A 16540-nucleotide genomic window follows, 5' to 3' on the forward strand; every position below is an offset into this window, starting at 1 on the left:
AGGGGGAGGGAGCGAGACCGTAAAATCACCCCATGGCCCGCTTCCTCCAACGCATCTTCCGTCGCCCCGACTACCAGTCCGACGTCACCCAGTTCATCGAGCAGATGAAGTCCGACAAGCCGGACCTCGAGGCGCAGCAGCGCGCCGGCCGGTCGATCTGGTGGGACAAGAACCTGGATCGCGAGCAGCTGGAAAACTGGAAGCAGGCCCGCGTGCCGCAAAAGCCGTACGTCTACGGCGACGATCCGCGCCAGCGCCGCTGAAGCGGCCGCCATGGACAGCAGCGAGACCCTCCTGCCCGAGCTGCCGGAACCCCCGGCGGCGGAAGAGACCGGCCTGCCGGAGGTCGTCGACCAGGTCGCGCTCGCCCGCCTGTACGGCGAGCCGCTGTTCGCCATGCCGCAGGACCTCTACATCCCGCCGGACGCGCTGGAGATCTTCCTGGAGGCCTTCGAGGGCCCGCTGGACCTGCTGCTGTACCTGATCCGCAAGCAGAACTTCAACATCCTCGACATCCCGATGGCGGCGGTCACCCGCCAGTACCTCACCTACGTCGACGAGATCCGCGAGCGCAACCTGGAGCTCGCCGCCGAATACCTGCTGATGGCGGCGATGCTGATCGAGATCAAGTCGCGCATGCTGCTGCCGCCCAAGAAGACGGCCGGGGGCGAGGAAGCGGAAGACCCGCGGGCCGAGCTGGTGCGCCGCCTGCTCGAATACGAGCAGATGAAGGCCGCCGCCTTCCGCCTCAACGAGATGCCGCAGCTGGGCCGCGACGTGCTGCGCGCGCAGGTCCACATCGAGCAGTCGCTGCAGCCGCGCTTTCCCGACGTCGACATCGCCGACCTGCAGGAAGCCTGGCGCGACATCCTGCGCCGCGCCAAGCTGGTGCAGCACCACAAGATCACCCGCGAGGAGCTCTCGGTGCGCGAGCACATGAGCATGGTCCTCAAGAAGCTGCAGGGCCGCAAGTTCGTGGAATTCGAGAACCTGTTCGACGTGAGCAGGGGCGTGCCGGTGCTGATCGTCACCTTCATCGCGACCCTCGAACTCGCCAAGGAAACGCTGATCGAGGTGACGCAGGCCGAAGCCTACGCACCCATCTACGTCCGACTCGCCTATCAACCCGCGTAATGGACTCCCCCCGAAGCGGCCTGCGGCACTGGAACAATCCCCTCGTCCCCGGACACGCCCTTGAACTCTCGTGACTTCGACGTCCTGATCGTCGGCAGCGGCCTCGCCGGCCTGTCTGCCGCCCTGCACCTCGCGACCACGCACCGCGTCGCCATCCTCACCAAACGCGCCATGAGCGACGGCTCCAGCGGCTGGGCGCAGGGCGGCATCGCCGCGGTGATGGACAAGACCGACAGCTTCGACTCGCACGTCGACGACACGCTCGTCGCCGGCGCCGGCCTGTCGGACCCGGCCGCGACGCGCTTCGTCGTCGAACACGCGCCGGAAAGCGTCGAGTGGCTGCGCAGCCTCGGCGTGCCCTTCTCCGAGGAAGACGGCCACCTGCACCTCACGCGCGAAGGCGGCCACAGCGCGCGCCGCATCGTGCACGTGACGGACGCCACCGGCGCGGCCGTGCAGCAGACGCTGATCCAGCGCGTGCGCCACACGCCCAACATCACGATCTTCGAGCAGCACATGCTGGTCGACCTGATCATGGCGTCCAAGCTGGGGATGCAGCCGAACCGCTGCCTGGGCCTGTACGCGCTGGACGAGGCCACCGACGAAGTGGTGACCTTCCGCGCGCCGCACACCATCCTCGCCACCGGCGGAGCGGGCAAGGTGTACCTGTACACCACCAACCCCGACACCGCGACCGGCGACGGCATCGCCGCGGCCTGGCGCGCCGGCTGCCGGGTGACGAACATGGAGTTCATCCAGTTCCACCCGACCTGCCTGTACCACCCGCACGTCAAGAACTTCCTGATCTCCGAAGCGGTGCGCGGCGAAGGCGGCAAGCTGCTGCTGCCCGACGGCACGCGCTTCATGCCCAACCACGACCCGCGCCAGGAACTCGCGCCGCGCGACGTGGTGGCGCGCGCGATCGACTTCGAGATGAAGAAGCACGGCCTCGACTGCGTGCTGCTGGACATCTCGCACCAGCCGCCCGAGTTCGTGAAGGAGCACTTCCCGAACATCTACGCGCGCTGCCTGGACCTGGGCATCGACATCACGCGCGAGCCGATCCCGGTGGTGCCCGCCGCGCACTACACCTGCGGCGGCATCCACACCGACCTCTCCGGCCGCACCGACGTGGCTGGCCTGCACGCCATCGGCGAGACGGCGTACACCGGCCTGCATGGCGCCAACCGGCTCGCCAGCAATTCGCTGGTGGAATGCATGGTGTTCGCGCGCTCCGCGTCGAACGACATCCTGGCCACGCCGCTGCCCTCGCCGCCGGCGGTGCCGCAGTGGGACGACAGCCGCGTGACCGACGCCGACGAGGCGGTGGTGATCTCCCACAACTGGGACGAGCTGCGCCGCTTCATGTGGGACTACGTCGGCATCGTGCGCACCAACAAGCGCCTGGACCGCGCGGCCCACCGCATCACGCTGCTGCAGCAGGAGATCCAGGAGTTCTACGGCGCCTTCCACGTCACGAGCGACCTGCTGGAGCTGCGCAACCTGGTGACCGTGGCGGAGCTGATCGTGAAGTCGGCGCAAGCGCGCCACGAAAGCCGCGGCCTGCATTTCAGCCGCGACTATCCGCAGACGGCGCCGGTCGCCGAACCGACGACGCTGCAACCCGCCTGAGGGGCACCGTGAAGCGCTTGCGCGCCGCCGTCCTTGCCGTCCTCGGGGTGGCACCGGCCGCGCACGCGATGGACTTCCGCCAGGTCGGCGACACGCTGGTGCTGTCCGGGCCGGTCGCCGGCGACGACCTCGTGCGCCTGCGCAACCACATCGCAGCTTTCCGCGTGAAGCTCGTGCTGCTGCACGACAGCCCCGGCGGCGACCTCTGGACCGGTTACCGCATCGGCAACTGGATCCGCGACGAAGGGCTGCCCACGGCGGTGTCCGGCAAGTGCGAATCGGCCTGCGGATTGATCTTCCTCAGCGGCGCGCGGCGCTCCTTCAGCGACGGCAAGCCGCCCGCCCAGACCATGGTGGGCCTGCACGGCGCCCACACCGTCGGCACGAACCGGCCCCTGACGGAGTTCTCGCCGCGCATGGCCTACATGATCCGCACGATGACGGGCCGCAAGTACCCCGATGACTTGCTGAAGCGCACCGTGTACCCGCACAACGCGGAAGACATCGTCTACGCCTTCCATCCGGGCCGCTACGCGCCCGATGCGGCGGGTCGCGGCATCGTCGAATGCCTCAAGCAGGCGCACGCCTCCTTCACCTGCACGATGCTGAATGGCCTCGATGCGCTCGGGATCGGCGTGATCACCGAACCTGAGGTGCTGCAGCTGCCCGAGTCCGTGAAGGAGTTGCTCGGGCGCCTGTCCTGAGATGGCGGCGGCAACGTCGGTTCGCCGCTACAGCGCCTGCGGCGCGCCCTGTACCGGCGCGCGGCCAACTGCAAGAATGCCGCTGACCAAGGAGGAGGACAGATGATCAGGAGTTTCCTTGCCGCCGCCGGCGCGGCCGCAGTTTTGCTGCTCGCCGGGTGCGCCACCCCGACCCGCATGGCCTTTCACGACGATGCGCAGCGTCTCGACGCGGCGAGCAAGCCGGTGCTGCTGATGGCGACGACCATCAAGAACCAGTACCGCCTCAGCTTCCAGCCCCGGCTGATCGTGGTGCACGTCGAGCGTCCGGACGCGAAGGACGCGAAGGACCGCATCAACTTCACCATGGACGACAAGGCCAAGGTGGAGACGGTCGCGGCCGAACAGGGCAACACTTACCTCCTGCGAATGGAGCTGGAGCCTGGCAGGTACGAGATCCGCGGATTGACCAGCATGGGTGGAGGCTTCCCCATCGTCGGCTCTTTCTTCACACCGCTGCACGTGCCGATTGAAGTGAAGGAGAAAGGCGTCTACTACGTGGGACACGTGCGGGCCACGGTGCGCGAGCGCCAAGGGAACGAGTTCCGCGCGGGCGCGCCGATTCCCCTGATCGACCAGGCCGTGATCGGCGCGTCAGGCGGCACCTTCGATGTCGACATCACCGACACGCAGCCGGCCGACGAGGTCCTCTTCCGTCAGCGCTTTCCAGCGCTGAAGGATGCGCCCATCAGCAAGGCCATGCTGCCCGCGTTCGACCGCGCGAAGGCGCAGGACTGGTGGGAGAAGCACTGACCTGAGGCTGGCGCGCCGCTCGCGCGGCGCCTTGCAGCCGGCTCAGGCCGCCCCGATGTTCGGCACCAGCGCGCCCGCCGGCTGGCCGGACTTCAGTGCCGCGGTGAACGCCAGCATGCGGTCGATCGGCAGGCGGGCGCGCTCGCCCAGCGCCGGATCGACCAGCACCTCGTTGGCGCCGGTCTCGAGCACGTGCGCGAGGCCCGCCAGCCCGTTCATGGCCATCCACGGGCAGTGCGCGCAGCTCTTGCAGGTGGCGCTGTTGCCCGCGGTCGGCGCCTCGATGAACACCTTGCCGGGGTTCAGCGTGCGCAGCTTGTGCATCATCCCGTTGTCGGTCGCGACGATGAACTCCTTCGCGTCCAGCTCGCGCGCCGCCTTCAGGATCGCCGAGGTCGACCCCACCGCGTCGGCCAGCGCCACCACGTCGGCCGGCGACTCGGGATGCACCAGCACCTTGGCGTTCGGGTACTGCTTCTTCAGGTCGTGCAGCTCGAAGGCCTTGAACTCGTCGTGCACGATGCAGGAGCCGTTCCAGAACACCATGTCGGCGCCGGTCTCGCGCTGGATGTAGCTGCCCAGGTGCTTGTCGGGCGCCCACAGGATCTTGTGGCCCTTGGCCTTCAGCGCGCCCACGATGTCGAGTGCGCAGCTGGAGGTGACCAGCCAGTCGGAGCGCGCCTTCACCGCGGCGCTGGTGTTAGCGTAGACCACCACCGTGCGGTCCGGATGCTGCTTGCAGAAGGCGTCGAATTCGTCCTCGGGGCAGCCGAGGTCCAGCGAACAGGTCGCGTCGAGATCCGGCATCAGCACGCGCTTCTCGGGCGACAGGATCTTGGCCGTCTCGCCCATGAACTTCACGCCCGAGACGACCAGCGTCTGCGCGGGATGGTCGCGGCCGAAGCGCGCCATCTCCAGCGAGTCGCTGACGATGCCGCCGGTTTCCTCGGCCAGGTCCTGCAGGTCCGGGTGCACGTAGTAGTGCGACACCATCACCGCGTTGCGCTCCTTGAGCAGCCGCTTGATCTTGTCCTTCAGCGCCGCGCGCTCGGAAGGAGAAGGCTCCACCGGTATGCGCGCCCAGGCGTGCTTGGTGTCGCAGGTGTTGCCCGGCAACGGGTGTTCGTACTCGACGTCCTTGATGGGGATGACGACAGCGCTCATCACAGTTCTTTCAGCCGCATGGAAAAGTCGGTGGCCTTCACGTCCTTGGTCAGCGTCCCGATGGAGATGCGGTCGACGCCGGTTTCCGCCAGCGCGCGCAGGCCTTCCAGCGTGACGCCGCCCGAGATCTCGAGGATGGCGCGGCCGGCGTTGATGCGCACGGCCTCGCGCAGCGTGGGCAGGTCCATGTTGTCCAGCAGGACCATCTTCGCGCCGGCGGTGAGCGCTTCGTCCAGCTGCGCCAGCGTCTCGACCTCGATCTCGATGAAGCTCGCGTTCGCCGCGACCCGCTGCGCCGCGCGCAGCACCGGCGTGACGCCGCCCGCGGCCGCGATGTGGTTCTCCTTGATCAGCACGGCGTCGTAGAGGCCGATGCGGTGGTTGGTGCCGCCGCCGGTCGTCACCGCGTACTTCTGCGCCAGGCGCAGGCCGGGCAGGGTCTTGCGCGTGTCGACGATCTGCGCGCGGGTGCCGCGCACCGCATCCACGTAGGTGGCGGTCTTGGTGGCCACGGCGCTCAGCAGCTGCAGGAAGTTGAGCGCGGTGCGTTCGGCGGTGAGCAGGCCGCGCGCGGAGCCTTCGACCTGCAGCACCACCTGGTCGGCCGCGCAGCGCTGGCCTTCGCGCACCAGCCACTCCACTTTCGCGCCGGGCTCCACCTGGCGCAGGGCCGCCTCGGCCCAGGGCGCGCCGCAGATCACGGCGGCCTCGCGCGCCAGCACGCGGGCCTGCGCGCGCCGCGCCGGGTCCACCAGGCCGGCGGTCAGGTCGCCGTCGCCGACGTCTTCGGCCAGGGCGCGCGCGGCGTCCGCCCGCGCCAGTTCGGCAATCGCGGCGGGGGAAAAGTCGAACACACGAGTCATGGCGCCGAGCATACCGGCAAGCACGCCCCCCTGTTGGCGCCGTGGAAGCCGGCCGCTACAGTGGCTCGCCATGGACCTCGACGCCCTCCAGAAGCTGCTGCAGCCCCTGTTCCCCGGCCTCATGGGCGTGCAGCTCACCGAAGCCACGCCCACGCGCGTGGTCGCGACGATGCTCGTACGGCCCGAGCTGTGCACCGCGGGCGGCATCCTGCACGGCGGCGCGCACATGGCGTTCGCCGACACGCTGGGGGCCGTCGGCACCGTGCTGAACCTGCCGGCCGGCAAGCGCACCACGACCACGGACTCGAGCACCAAGTTCATCGGCGGCGCGGCGGTGAACACGACCGTGACCGGCGAGAGCGTCGCGCTGCACCGCGGCCGCACGACGATGGTGTGGCAGACGAGCATCCGCAACGCCGGGGGCAAGCTCTGCTCGGTCGTCACCCAGACGCAGCTGGTCCTCGACTAGCCGTCCCACAGGCGGACGCAAGCCCCTCCGACGCGGGCTTTTCGCGGCCGCCCGACAATGGCGGCATGGAAACGACCTATCCCACGACCGAGCCCCCGCGCGCGGAGGTGGACGCGCTGGCCGGCCCGACCGTGATCGAGTTCGGCACGGCCTGGTGCGGCTGGTGCCGCGCGGCCCAGCCGCTGATCGCCGGCGCCTTCACCTCGTACCCCGGCGTGCGGCACATGAAGGTGGAAGACGGCCCCGGCCGGCCGCTCGGGCGAAGCTTCCGCGTGAAGCTGTGGCCGACGCTCGTCTTCATGAGGGACGGCCAGGAAGTGGCGCGCGTCACGCGCCCGGCGAACATGGACGAAGTGCGGGACGCGCTGGCGAAGATCGCGGCCTGAGCGTTCCGGCGTCCCGTAGGATGGGCAAGCTTGCTTGCCCACCATTGGTCGTGCGCAACACGGTGGGCAAGCGAGCTTCCCCACCCTACAAAGGAATCAGCGCATCAGTTCGCCGCGAAGCAATACAGCAGGCCGGCTCCTCCGGTCCCCTTCAGAGCCTCCATCCCGCACCCGCGCGTGCCGTGCGAGGAGTTCCAGGACTTCGCCGGCGGATCCTCGGTCAGCCCCATGCGGTCGTGGTGCCCCACGATCGCCGAGCCGTCGCCGCTCTTCGTCCAGTTGCCGCAGGTGGTGTCCTGGTCGCCGGTCGCCGTGGCGCGGCCCTCCGGCGTCGATCCGGTGAGCACGTCGTGCATGTTCACCGCGTCGCCGCGGCCCATGATCGGCTCGCCCTTTTCGGTCAACGACGTCTCCTTGCCCAGCTGGTTGGTGCCGTGCAGCTCGTCGACGTTGCGCGCGATCGTCGCGCCCTTGGCGTTGACCCAGGGACCGCGGCCGATGCGGTCGCGCGCATTCACGGCGCCGGCGCCGGTGGTGCTCAGGTAGGCGCGCCAGGTCTTGCCGCCCGCGCCCGCCGCGGCCGCCAGTGTCTGGCAATGGCGATCGGCGCCCGCCAGACCGCCGAAATCGGCGCCCTTTCCCGGATTGCTGCTGGTGACGAAGAAGCTCATGGCGCTCCCCTGGGCAAAGGCGGCAGTTGCGAGGGAGAAGGCGAGGACGAAGGAAGTGCGGCGCATGGAACCCTCCATGGGTATGGGGGGCAAAGTCTCACGCCGCCGGCCGCGCACCGTGGGCGGGAAGGTCCCTAAGAAGCCGCGGGAACTTCTAGGCCGATTCCGCAGCCGGGTCGCGGCCCATGAGCGTGGACACCGCCTGCGCGGGCGTCAGTCGTCCGTCGAGCAGGTCCACCACGGCGTCCGCGATCGGCATGCGTACATTGAGGCGCCGGGCGCGTTCGACCACCGTGCGTGCGCTGTAGACGCCTTCCGCGACGTGCCCCAGCGACGCCACCGCCTGCTGGAGCGTGCGGCCTTCGGCCAGCAACAGGCCGACACGCCGGTTACGACTCAGGTCGCCCGTGGCCGTGAGGACGAGGTCGCCGAGCCCCGACAGGCCCATGAAGGTCTCGGGGTGCGCGCCGAGGGCGAGGCCCAGGCGCGTCATCTCCGCCAGGCCGCGCGTCACCAGCGCCGCGCGGGCGTTGAGCCCCAGCGCCAGGCCGTCGCACAGGCCGGTGGCGATGGCCAGCACGTTCTTCACCGCGCCGCCCACCTCCACGCCGGGCAGGTCCTCGTTGGCGTAGACGCGCATCGACGGGCTGTGGAAAGCCGCCACCAGCGCATCGCGCACCGCGGCCGATTCGCTGGCGGCGACCAGCGCGGTGGGCTGCGCGCTCGCCACCTCCTGCGCGAAGCTGGGCCCGCTGAGCGCACCTGCCGCCAGGCGCGGGGCGACCTCGGCGTGCACCTCGTGTCCCAGCAGCCCATAGGGCTGCGTCACCGGCTTCTCGAAGCCCTTGCACAGCCAGGCGACCGGCTGCGTGCCATCGCGCAAGGTGGTGAGCATCTCGCGCAGCGCCGCCATGGGCGTGGCGACGATCACCAGCTCGTGCCGCGCGGCCAGGGGCAGCAGCGCGTCGGCGCTCACCGTCACCGAGGACGGCAGCGAAAAACCGGGGAGGTACTTGGCGTTCGCGCCGGCGGCGGCGATGGCGCGCGCCTGCGCCGGATCGCGCGCCCACAGCGTGACGCGATGCCGCGCCCCCGCGCTGATGGCCAGCGCGGTGCCCCAGGCACCGGCCCCGAGCACCAGGATGTCCATGGGTGGCGGCGCCCGCGGCGTGTTACGCCGTGGTGACGATGCGCGAGGGCTCGCCCTGCTGCTGGGCCTGCTGCTGCTCGTACATCGCCTGGAAGTTGATCTCGGCGAGGTGCACCGGCGGGAAGCCGGCGCGCGTGATCAGGTCGGCCACGTTGCCGCGCAGGTAGGGGTAGACGATCTGCGGGCAGGCGATGCCCATCACGGCCTGCATCTGGTCGGCCGGGATGTTGCGGATCTCGAAGATGCCGGCCTGCTTCACTTCGGCCAGGAACACCGTCTTGTCCTTGATCTTGGTGGTGACCGTGGCGGACACGGAGACCTCGAACAGGCCTTCGGAGGCCTGCTGCGCCTCGACGCCGAGCTGGATGTCCACGCTGGGCTGCTCCTGCTCCAGCAGGATCGCGGGCGAGTTCGGCTGCTCGAGCGAAGCCTCCTTCATGTAGACGCGCTGGATCTGGAAGACGGGTTCGTTGTTGTCGGCCATGGGGGAAACCTCTCGGTGCGAATGAAAAAGCCCGCCGGAACGCTCCGGCGGGCGCAGTGCGTATCGGCGGCGATTATGTCAGGCCGCGCCGGGGCGGCCCGGGCTCCGCGCCGAAGGAGAATCAGGCGGCGTCGTTGAGCAGCGGCACCAGGCCACCGCGGCCGTCGAGGGCGATCAGGTCGTCGCAACCGCCGACGTGGGTGTCGCCGATGAAGATCTGCGGCACGGTGCGGCGGCCGGTGATCTCCATCATCTTCGAGCGCTCCTCGGGCTGCATGTCGATGCGGATCTCCTCGATCTTGTCGACGCCCTTGGACTTCAGGATCTGCTTGGCGCGAATGCAGAAGGGGCAAACGGCCGTGGTGTACATCTTGACTTGCTGCATGGGTCTATGTTGCTGGCTGCTCAGGCTTTCTCGACCGGCAGGTTAGCTTCTTTCCATGCCCGCAGTCCGCCACCGAGGACGACAGCCTTTTCGTACCCGAGGGTTTTGGCCACGCCCAGTGCGCGCTGGGCCCGGGCTCCGCTAGGACACACCAGGATCACCGGCACGCCCTTGTTCTTCACCACTTCGGGCAGGCGCTGCTCGAGCTGGTTCACGGGCACGTTGCGGGCGCCGGCGATGTGGCCGGAGGCGAATTCCTCGGCCTCGCCGACATCCACCACCACCGCCTTCTCGCGGTTCATCAATTGCACCGCCGCCTCGGGGCTCACCCCGGAGCGGGCGCCCTTGGCGAGGCCGGGCCACAACAGCAGGCCCCCCGCCACGATCGCGACCAGGAACAGCGCCCAGTTCTGCACCACAAACGGCATCAGATTCATTCCAAACCTTTTCACTCTCTGGCCCGGCCGGTGCCGGGCAACCCGCAATTCTAGAATGCCGGGTTTCTCCCTCCACTTTCCCGGCACACCATGCACAAGCTCGTCCTGATCCGCCACGGCGAATCGACCTGGAACCTCGAGAACCGATTCACCGGCTGGACCGACGTGGACCTCACCCCCACGGGCCTCGCGCAGGCGATCCAGGCCGGCAAGCTGCTGAAGGCCGAGGGCTGGGACTTCGACCTCTGCTACACCAGCGTGCTGAAGCGGGCCACGCGCACGCTGTGGCACGTGCTCGACGAGATGGACCGCACCTGGTTGCCGGTCGCGCACTCCTGGCGCCTCAACGAGCGCCACTATGGTGCATTGCAGGGCCTCAACAAGGCCGACATGGCGCGGCAGTACGGCGACGAGCAGGTGCTGGTCTGGCGGCGCAGCTACGACACGCCCCCGCCGGCGCTGGAAGAGAACGATCCGCGCTGGGAGCGCGGAGACCGCCGCTACGACAAGCTCAAGGGCGACGAGATGCCGCGCACCGAGTGCCTCAAGGACACCGTCGCGCGGGTGCTGCCGTTCTGGAACGAGTCGATGGCCCCGGCGATCCGCGCCGGCAAGCGCGTCGTGGTGTCCGCCCACGGCAACTCCATCCGCGCGCTGGTCAAGTACCTCGATGGCATCTCCGACGAGGACATCGTGGCGCTGAACATCCCCAATGGAATTCCTCTGGTTTACGAATTGGACGCAAACCTGAAGCCGGTCCGCCACTACTATCTGGGCGACGCCGAAGCAGCGGCGAAAGCTGCCGCGGCCGTAGCGGCGCAAGGGAAGGTGGCGCGGTAGCGCCAGCCCGGCGAAAGCCGGGACCCGGATCCGACCTGTAGGACGGTTCCTGCCCCAATCCGCGTTTTTTTCACATGGCGGACGGGCGGTGCCGGGAACCCTCTCCACCGGGCGGCGTCTGACAACTTTCTCAGGTGTATATTGAAAGTCGAGAGGACTTGACGACCCCCATGAGCCACAAACTCAAGATCACCGGTTGGATCACCGTTGGCGCCGTTGCCGGAGCGCTCACCACGGTTTCCCTGCAGACCGTCGCGCGTGGCTCGCTGGCCCCGCTGCCCCTGGAAGAACTGCAGCAGCTCGCCGCGGTTTTCAGCATGGTCAAGACCGACTACGTCGAGCCCGTCGACGAGAAGAAGCTGATCACCGACGCGATCTCCGGCATGGTGGCCAGCCTCGATCCGCATTCGCAGTATTTCGACAAGAAGTCCTTCAAGGAATTCCGCGAAGGCACGTCGGGCCGCTTCGTCGGCGTCGGCATCGAGATCTCGCAGGAAGACGGCCTGGTGAAGGTCGTGTCCCCGATCGAGGGCTCGCCCGCCTACCGCGCCGGCCTGAAGACCGGCGACCTGATCACCAAGATCGACGACACCGCGGTGAAGGGCCTGTCCCTGTCCGAGGCCGTCAAGCGCATGCGCGGCGAGCCGAACACCAAGGTGATGCTCACGATCTACCGCAAGGACGAGAACCGCACCTTCCCGGTGACGATCACCCGCGAGGAGATCAAGACCCAGTCCGTCAAGGGCAAGGTCATCGAGCCGGGCTACGGCTGGATCCGCCTGTCGCAGTTCCAGGAGCGCACCGTCGACGACTTCGTGCGCAAGGCGCAGGAGTTGTACAAGCAGGACCCGAACCTCCGTGGCCTGGTGCTGGACCTGCGCAACGACCCGGGCGGCCTGCTCGATGCGGCCGTGGCGATCTCCGCCGCCTTCCTGCAGGACAACGTGACCGTGGTGTCCACCAACGGCCAGCTGCCCGAGAGCAAGTTCATCTACAAGGCCGCGCCGGAGTACTACCAGCGCCGCGCCGGAGGCGACCCGCTGCGCAGCCTGCCCGCGCAGCTGAAGAGCGTGCCGCTGGTGGTGCTGGTGAACGAAGGCTCCGCCTCGGCTTCCGAGATCGTGGCCGGCGCCCTGCAGGACCACCGCCGCGCGATCGTCCTGGGCAGCCAGACCTTCGGCAAGGGTTCCGTGCAGACGGTGCGTCCGCTGGGCCCCGATACCGGCCTGAAGCTGACCACGGCGCGCTACTACACGCCCACGGGCAAGTCGATCCAGGCCAAGGGCATCGTGCCGGACGTGCTGGTCGACGAGACCGAGGAAGGCAACATCTTCTCCGTGCTGCGCACGCGTGAAGCGGACCTCGACAAGCACCTCATGAGCGGCCAGGGCGCCGAGAAGAAGGACCCCGTGCGCGAGAAGGCGCGCGAGGACGCCCGCAAGAAGGCCGAAGAGGAAGCCAAGAAGGGCCCGAACGAGCGCAAGTCCGCGCCGGAATTCGGCAGCGACAAGGACTTCCAGCTGGTGCAGGCGCTGAACCAGCTGAAGGGCCGGCCGGTGGTGGTCTCCAAGACCCAGGTCGTGGAGAACAAGGAAGAGAAGAAGGAGAATTGATCCTCCTTCGGCGATCGTGAAAAAGCGGCCTCCGGGCCGCTTTTTCCTTGGGTGCCACAATCCCGCCCATGACGGACGACCAGCTCCTGCGCTACTCGCGCCACATCCTGCTCGATGAAGTGGGCGTGGAAGGACAGCAGAAGCTGCTGGAATCGCATGCCCTCGTGATCGGCGCCGGCGGCCTCGGCTCGCCGGTGGTGCTGTATCTCGGCACGGCCGGCGTCGGCCACATCACCCTGGTCGACCACGACGCCGTGGACCTCACCAACCTGCAGCGCCAGATCGCCCACAACCTCCAGCGCGTGGGTCGCCCCAAGGCCGAATCGGCGCGCGAAGCGATCGCGGCGATCAATCCCGACGTGCTGGTGCGCCCCCTCGTGATGAAGGCCGACGCGCAGGACCTCGACGAGCTCGTGCCGCGCGCCGACGTCGTGATCGACTGCACCGACAACTTCGCGGCGCGCCATGCGATCAACTCCGCCTGCTTCGCGCACGGCAAGCCGCTCGTGTCCGGGGCCGCCATCCGCTTCGACGGCCAGGTGAGCGTGTTCGATCCGCGCCGCGCCGACAGCCCCTGCTACGCCTGCGTGTTCCCGCAGGACCAGGAGCTCGAGGAGACGCGCTGCGCGACGATGGGCGTGTTCGCGCCACTCGTCGGCATCATCGGCGCGATGCAGGCCTCGGAGGCCTTGCGCCTGCTCACGGGAGTGGGAACGTCGCTGGCGGGCCGCCTGCAGATGCTCGACGGCCGCAACATGGAATGGACCGAGATGCGGCTGAAGCGCGACCCCGCCTGCCGCGTGTGCGGCACGCGCCGCGCCTGACGGTCACTCCGACAGGCCGAGCAGGGCCACGACCGTGTCGGCGGCAGGCGGCGTCTGCACCGCCATCTGCAATTCGGCATGGCCCGGTTCGCCGAACGCGACGAGCGCGGCGGCCAGCAGGGTGGCAAGAAAGACGACGGTGGACTGGAATACGAGCTTCATGATGGTGTGGCGGGAAACTGCATCGCCTGTCGCACACTGTTCCAGAACGTAAACCCGCCGTCAGTCGGCCTGCTGCCGCGCATGGCGTCGTCCATCCGCCTACATCCGGCGCTGTCGGACAGATCCTACAAATGGCCCGAGGACCCGCTGGCACAATCGCTCGCGGTCTGCGAGGGGCCGGCGGCCGCGGCCGCGCCCACAGCCAGCCACAGCGCCAGTGGAACTCAGAACCTACTTCGTCGAAGACAACGCGACCATCCGCGAAAACCTGATCGGAACGCTGGAGGAACTGGCGTCGGTGCGTCCGCTCGGCTGGGCGGAAACCGAGAACGATGCGAAGGCCTGGCTCGCCGCGCATCGCGGCGCGTGGGACCTGCTGATCGTGGACCTGTTCCTGAAGCAGGGGAGCGGCCTCGGCGTGATCGAGGCATGCCAGGCACGCGGGCGCGAGCAGCGCCTGGTGGTCCTGAGCAACTATGCGACGTCCGACATGCGCAAGCGCTGCGCCCAGCTCGGGGCCGACGCGGTGTTCGACAAGTCGAACGAGATCGATGCGCTGGTGGACTACTGCCTCGCCCTGGCCGGCCGTCCCGCGGCCTGAAGCACGCGGCTTCAGGGGCGGGTCAGTCGATCAGCTTGTTCTTGAGCGCGTAGTACGTGAGGTCGCTGTTGGAGGAGAGGTTCATCTTCTCCATCAGGCGCGTACGGTACGTGCTCACGGTCTTCACCGACAGCGACAGTGCCTTCGCGATGTCGCCGGCGGTCTCGCCCTTGGCGAGCTTGAGGAACACCTGGAACTCGCGCTCCGACAACTGCTCGTGCGGCGCGCCGCCTTCCTTGCGATTGAGCTGCTGCGCGAGCAGTTCGGCGACCGCCGGCGAGATGTAGCGGCGGCCGAGCGCGATGGTGCGGATCGCGTTGACGATCTCCATCGGCTCGCATTCCTTGTTCAGGTAGCCGCTCGCGCCCTGACGGATCAGGTTCATCGCGTAATGCTCTTCCGGATAGCCGGAGAGGATCAGGATGCCGACATCCGGCGCTTTCGCGCGGATCATGCCGAGCGCATCGATGCCGCTTTGGCCCGGCATCGACAGGTCCATCACCAATACGTCCATCTCTGTCGTACGCACGAGGTCGATGGCCTCGCGCCCGCTCGCAGCTTCTCCCACCACGCGCAGGTCGACCTGTTCCGAGAAGAACTGTTTGAGGCCCGACCGCACGATGGCATGGTCGTCCACAATGCCCACTTTGATCATGCTTCACCTTCTACGCCAAGCTGTTTCATTGTGCCCCACTTCCGGATCGAAATGGCCTACCCTTGAGTCATGACGTGCGCGGATTTTATTCACATCAGTGAGTCTTTAGGGTGAAACTCCCGGCTTCTTTCGGCAGCTCGCGCGGGTCGATCATCCTGGTCCTCGCTCTCCTCGCGGCTCTCCTGCTCATCGGTATCAACGAAACCGGCTACCGGGAATCCAGCCGCGCCCTCGAGCGTATCGAGGAATACACGCGAACCCGCAACGCCGTGAATCGCTTGTTGCAGCACGTGCTGGATGCGGAAACCGGCTCGCGCGGCTACCTGCTCACCGGCGACCCGCGCTACCTCGAACCCTACAACGCCGCGCTCGCCCAGATCAGCCAGAACCTCGACAACCTGCGCAACAGCTACCTGCCGCAGGCGACCGAGACCGCGACCGTCACGCAGCTGACGCGCAACGTGCAGCGCAAGCTCGCCGAGATGGACCTCTCGGTGCGCATGCGCAAGCAGGGCAACGAGGAAGCCTGGAAGTTCGTGCTGATGACGGACGTGGGCAAGGAACACATGGATGCCATCCGCGAGCAGGCCGCCAAGCTGACGCAGAGCGCGAGCGAGGGCGTCGCCGCCGCGCAGCGCAAGGTGCAGCGCTCGCTGCGCTTCGCGCGCCTGGGGATCGCGGGCGTCGCCTGCATCGCCTTGTTGGCCTTCTATCTGTACCTGCGGCAGACCACGCTGCTGAAACTCGCCGGCGAGGAACAGCAGTCCGCGCTGCAGCAGGAACGCGACCTGCTGGAAAAGCAGGTGCGCGAGCGGACCGCGTCGCTCGCCCAGCTGGCCACCCACCTGCAGCAGGTGCGCGAAGAGGAGCGCGGGCACCTCGCGCGCGAACTGCACGACGAGCTCGGCGCCCTGCTCACCGCCGCCAAGCTGGACGTCGCGCGGCTCAAATCGAAGCTCGGCCCGCAGTCCACCACCGAAATCGCGCAGCGCCTGCAGCACCTCACCGAGACGCTCAACAGCGGCATCGCCCTGAAGCGCCGCATCATCGAGGACCTCCGGCCGTCCTCGCTGGCCAACCTGGGGCTGAATGCGTCGCTGGAGATCCTCGCGCGCGAATTCTCCGAACGCTCCGGCATCGAGGTCGAGAGCAACCTGGAACAGGTGGAGCTCGACGAGGGCGCGCAGCTGACGATCTACAGGACGGTGCAGGAATCGCTCACCAACGTCGGCAAGTACGCGGACGCGAAGCAGGTCGACATCGAACTGCGCGACTTCAACAACCACGTCGAGATCGAGATCCGCGACAACGGCAGGGGGTTCGACGTCGGCGCCGCGCGGCCCTCGACGCACGGCCTGGCCGGCATGCGGCACCGCGTGGAAGCCGCCGGCGGCAAGCTGGCGATCCACTCCCGGCCGGGCGGCGGCACGCGCATCCTCGCATCGCTGCCCAAGGCGCCCGCCACCGCCCCGGCCGACGCCGCCGTGGCGGCCTGAGCAGCCGACCGGCGGCAGGGTAGTCGCCGTCCTACAAAACAACCCTCCGGCCCGACTACAACCGGTCACGACGGCCCC

The 16540-nt window shown here is 68.2% G+C and carries 21 protein-coding genes; 12 read left to right on the plus strand and 9 right to left on the minus strand.

Going from position 1 to position 16540, the window contains the following annotated elements; genetic code table 11:
• Positions 1-32 precede the first annotated feature (32 nt).
• The 5 genes from VF522_RS09725 to VF522_RS09745 all read left to right on the plus strand — a co-directional run bounded on the left by VF522_RS09725 (position 33) and on the right by VF522_RS09745 (position 4262).
• The gene (locus tag VF522_RS09725; RefSeq protein ID WP_330908053.1) at positions 33-263 is read left to right on the plus strand and encodes a DUF3460 family protein; all 231 of its coding nucleotides are present in this window, start codon (positions 33-35) and stop codon (positions 261-263) included.
• A 10-nt stretch (positions 264-273) separates the two neighbouring features.
• On the plus strand, positions 274-1134 hold the full coding sequence (locus VF522_RS09730; RefSeq protein WP_330908054.1) for a ScpA family protein: 861 nt from the start codon (positions 274-276) through the stop codon (positions 1132-1134).
• Positions 1135-1194: 60 nt separating this feature from the next.
• Entirely contained in the window at positions 1195-2766 is a 1572-nt protein-coding gene (gene nadB / locus VF522_RS09735; RefSeq protein ID WP_330908055.1) for an L-aspartate oxidase, read from the plus strand.
• A gap of 8 nt (positions 2767-2774) precedes the next feature.
• Positions 2775-3470 (plus strand): hypothetical protein, encoded by a 696-nt coding sequence (locus VF522_RS09740; RefSeq protein WP_330908056.1) that lies wholly within the window; start codon positions 2775-2777, stop codon positions 3468-3470.
• 102 nt (positions 3471-3572) lie between these two features.
• The gene (locus VF522_RS09745; RefSeq protein WP_330908057.1) at positions 3573-4262 is read left to right on the plus strand and encodes a hypothetical protein; all 690 of its coding nucleotides are present in this window, start codon (positions 3573-3575) and stop codon (positions 4260-4262) included.
• Between the two features lie 42 nt (positions 4263-4304).
• Here VF522_RS09745 and nadA read toward each other — a convergent pair whose 3' ends face one another.
• A complete protein-coding gene (gene nadA / locus VF522_RS09750) occupies positions 4305-5426 on the minus strand; it encodes a quinolinate synthase NadA (protein WP_330908058.1) in 1122 nt (373 codons plus the stop codon).
• Entirely contained in the window at positions 5426-6289 is an 864-nt protein-coding gene (gene nadC / locus VF522_RS09755; RefSeq protein ID WP_330908059.1) for a carboxylating nicotinate-nucleotide diphosphorylase, read from the minus strand. Before nadC ends, nadA begins: the two co-directional genes overlap by 1 nt.
• Positions 6290-6359: 70 nt before the next feature.
• Between nadC and VF522_RS09760 the strand changes: the two genes are divergently transcribed.
• Both VF522_RS09760 and VF522_RS09765 read left to right on the plus strand, forming a co-directional pair.
• Positions 6360-6758, plus strand: coding sequence for a PaaI family thioesterase (locus VF522_RS09760; RefSeq protein WP_330908060.1), 399 nt, complete (start codon positions 6360-6362; stop codon positions 6756-6758).
• A 65-nt stretch (positions 6759-6823) separates the two neighbouring features.
• Positions 6824-7144 (plus strand): thioredoxin family protein, encoded by a 321-nt coding sequence (locus tag VF522_RS09765; protein ID WP_330908061.1) that lies wholly within the window; start codon positions 6824-6826, stop codon positions 7142-7144.
• Positions 7145-7248: 104 nt separating this feature from the next.
• On the opposite strand, the gene VF522_RS09770 is transcribed toward VF522_RS09765, so the two are convergent.
• From VF522_RS09770 to VF522_RS09790, 5 genes are all read right to left on the minus strand, one after another.
• Positions 7249-7881, minus strand: coding sequence for a hypothetical protein (locus VF522_RS09770; RefSeq protein WP_330908062.1), 633 nt, complete (start codon positions 7879-7881; stop codon positions 7249-7251).
• Positions 7882-7969: 88 nt separating this feature from the next.
• Entirely contained in the window at positions 7970-8965 is a 996-nt protein-coding gene (locus VF522_RS09775) for an NAD(P)H-dependent glycerol-3-phosphate dehydrogenase (protein ID WP_330908063.1), read from the minus strand.
• Between the two features lie 22 nt (positions 8966-8987).
• On the minus strand, positions 8988-9449 hold the full coding sequence (gene secB, locus VF522_RS09780) for a protein-export chaperone SecB (RefSeq protein WP_330908064.1): 462 nt from the start codon (positions 9447-9449) through the stop codon (positions 8988-8990).
• Between the two features lie 121 nt (positions 9450-9570).
• On the minus strand, positions 9571-9834 hold the full coding sequence (gene grxC, locus VF522_RS09785; RefSeq protein ID WP_330908065.1) for a glutaredoxin 3: 264 nt from the start codon (positions 9832-9834) through the stop codon (positions 9571-9573).
• Positions 9835-9854: 20 nt separating this feature from the next.
• Complete coding sequence (locus VF522_RS09790) at positions 9855-10262, minus strand: rhodanese-like domain-containing protein (protein WP_330908066.1); 408 nt, start codon at positions 10260-10262, stop codon at positions 9855-9857.
• 99 nt (positions 10263-10361) lie between these two features.
• On the opposite strand from VF522_RS09790, the gene gpmA reads away from it, so the two are divergent.
• The 3 genes from gpmA (at position 10362) to VF522_RS09805 (ending at position 13548) form a co-directional block, all read left to right on the plus strand.
• On the plus strand, positions 10362-11111 hold the full coding sequence (gene gpmA, locus VF522_RS09795) for a 2,3-diphosphoglycerate-dependent phosphoglycerate mutase (protein WP_330908067.1): 750 nt from the start codon (positions 10362-10364) through the stop codon (positions 11109-11111).
• 170 nt (positions 11112-11281) lie between these two features.
• A complete protein-coding gene (locus tag VF522_RS09800) occupies positions 11282-12724 on the plus strand; it encodes a S41 family peptidase (RefSeq protein ID WP_330908068.1) in 1443 nt (480 codons plus the stop codon).
• A 68-nt stretch (positions 12725-12792) separates the two neighbouring features.
• On the plus strand, positions 12793-13548 hold the full coding sequence (locus VF522_RS09805) for a HesA/MoeB/ThiF family protein (RefSeq protein WP_330908069.1): 756 nt from the start codon (positions 12793-12795) through the stop codon (positions 13546-13548).
• A 3-nt stretch (positions 13549-13551) separates the two neighbouring features.
• Here the strand turns inward: VF522_RS09805 and VF522_RS09810 are convergent, their stop codons facing one another.
• Complete coding sequence (locus VF522_RS09810) at positions 13552-13710, minus strand: hypothetical protein (protein WP_330908070.1); 159 nt, start codon at positions 13708-13710, stop codon at positions 13552-13554.
• Between the two features lie 217 nt (positions 13711-13927).
• Between VF522_RS09810 and VF522_RS09815 the strand changes: the two genes are divergently transcribed.
• Positions 13928-14311: a response regulator gene (locus VF522_RS09815; protein WP_330908071.1), complete on the plus strand. Its 384-nt coding sequence runs from the start codon at positions 13928-13930 to the stop codon at positions 14309-14311.
• A gap of 22 nt (positions 14312-14333) precedes the next feature.
• On the opposite strand, the gene VF522_RS09820 is transcribed toward VF522_RS09815, so the two are convergent.
• Positions 14334-14966 carry a response regulator gene (locus tag VF522_RS09820; protein ID WP_169418000.1) on the minus strand — a complete coding sequence of 211 codons (633 nt, stop codon included), beginning with the start codon at positions 14964-14966 and terminating at the stop codon, positions 14334-14336.
• Positions 14967-15076: 110 nt separating this feature from the next.
• Between VF522_RS09820 and VF522_RS09825 the strand changes: the two genes are divergently transcribed.
• Entirely contained in the window at positions 15077-16462 is a 1386-nt protein-coding gene (locus VF522_RS09825) for a CHASE3 domain-containing protein (protein ID WP_330908072.1), read from the plus strand.
• Positions 16463-16540: the final 78 nt, after the last annotated feature.

Origin of the sequence: Ramlibacter sp. (assembly GCF_036383835.1) — a bacterium.
In the GTDB taxonomy this organism is placed as follows: Bacteria; Pseudomonadota; Gammaproteobacteria; order Burkholderiales; family Burkholderiaceae_C; genus Ramlibacter.